General features: G+C 66.8%; 1 protein-coding gene and 1 pseudogene. Both read right to left on the bottom strand.

Translation table 11 applies throughout. The annotated features are described in order from the left end of the window. Positions 1-200 (bottom strand): annotated as a pseudogene (locus tag AB4099_RS35135) (HlyD family type I secretion periplasmic adaptor subunit); the annotation flags it as partial. Between the two features lie 57 nt (positions 201-257). Continuing rightward, positions 258-1866, bottom strand: a 1609-nt coding sequence (locus AB4099_RS35140; RefSeq protein ID WP_465248482.1) for a calcium-binding protein, incomplete at its 5' end; no start/stop codon positions are given.

The following is a 1866-nucleotide window of genomic DNA, read 5'->3' on the forward strand; positions in this document are numbered from 1 at the left end:
AGGTTCTGGTCGACCTTGACCGAGCCCTGGGCGATCACGGCGCCGTTGAGATGGGCGCTGGCAGCCCAGCCGCCGCAGCCGACGACCAAGAGCAGGGCGAGCGCCGTGCCGGCAAGCATATGCCGGCCCAGGCCGAAGTTCGGCTCGCGTTCCCCCCTGGCGTCCCCGCCGGCCTGCGATGCGACACTGCGCTTGATCATGCTGGTCTCTCCCGTCAGCCGGCCCGAGATGCGAGGCGCGACCGCCCCGCACCGAGGTCAGTAATAGTAAAGCCTGTGACTGCCCTGGATCTCGATCGAGTAGTCCTTCTCGTCATTCTGCTCGAGATAGACGTCGACATAGGTGTAGTCGTTGTCACCGATCTTCTCGATGCGGAAGCGGAAGGGCTGGCTGGCAGTGCCGGCCTCGTCACCATAGGCGCTGGCGAACGGATCGGCCTCGTCCCCGGGCGCGCCATAGGCGGGATCGTCATCCGTGCGGATCTGGTACTGGCTGACGATGATGCGGTCGCCGGCCTCAAGATCGAGGATCTGGTGGATCAGGTCGCGATCGTCCTCGTCATAGGCGACATCGAAGGAGAAGCAGTCGTCGCCGGCGCCCCCGGTCAGCGTCACCGCGTCGGCTCCGATGGTGAAGTGGTCGTTGCCGCTGCCGCCGATCACCGCCTCGATGCCGGACAGGCTGTCCTCGCCGATCTCGACGCCGACCGCCTTGCCCTCGACGAGGTTGATGTCGATGCATTGGGTCGCCTGGGAGTAATCCAGCGTGTCGCAGCCGCTGCCGCCATCATAGCAATCGGCCGCGGCATCGAGCGTGCCGATGATCACGTCGTTGCCGGCGCCGGCCTTGACGAGATCCTCGCCGGTCCCGCCGTCGAGCGTATCGTCTCCCGCATTTCCGGCGAGCTGGTCATTGCCGGCCCCGCCCAAGACCACGTCGTCGCCGTCATCGCCCTCGAGCCGATCATTGCCCGTCCCGCCATCAACGACGTCATCCCCCTCGTCGCCCTCGATCCGATCGTCGCCAGCCTCGCCGAAGAGCCGGTCGTTGCCGGCATTGCCCTCAACCCTGTCGTCTCCGGCCCCGGCGAAGACGATATCGTCGTCGTCGTCGCCTTCGATCCGGTCGCGCCCATCGCCGCCGAAGACGATGTCGTCACCGGTCCCGCCATGGATCTGGTCGTCGCCGCTGCCGCCGGTGAGATGATCGTCGCCCTCCCCGCCGTCGAGCACGTCATCGCCGTCATCGCCGGAGAGCGTATCGTCGCCGGCCTCGCCGAAGAGCCGGTCATTGCCGCCGCCGCCGGCCGCGACATCGGCGCCGGCGCCGAGTTGGGCCGTGTCCTGGCCAGCGCCGAACTGGACGATATCGAGATGAGCGCCGCCCGTGACGACATTGTTGCCATTGCCGGTGCGGACGCTGTTGTTGCCGTCGCCGGTGAAGACGGTGTTGTCGCCTTCTCCGGCATCGATCCAGTCGTCGCCCTCGCCACCATCGAGGATGTCGTCGCCGTCCTCGCCAAAGAGCCGGTCATTGCCGCCGCCGCCCATGACGTGATCGTTGCCGGCGTCGCCATGAAGCTCGTCATTGCCGATGCCACCATCAATGGTGTCGTCGTCCTCGTCGCCATGAACGACGTCGTCGCCGGCATCCCCCGCGATCTGATCGTTGCCCTCGCCGCCAGAGATCTGGTCGTTGCCGTCACCGCCGGAGAGCTGGTCGTTGCCCTTGCCGCCGATGATGATGTCATCGCCGGCCTCGCCGTAGATGATGTCGTCGCCATCCTCGCCGAAGAGCTGGTCGTCGCCGTCGCCGCCATAGATCGTGTCGTTGCCGGTGCCGCCATAGACGATGTCGTTGCCGCGG

Origin of the sequence: Allobosea sp. 2KB_26, from assembly GCF_052115715.1 — a bacterium.
Lineage (GTDB): Bacteria > Pseudomonadota > Alphaproteobacteria > Rhizobiales > Beijerinckiaceae > Allobosea.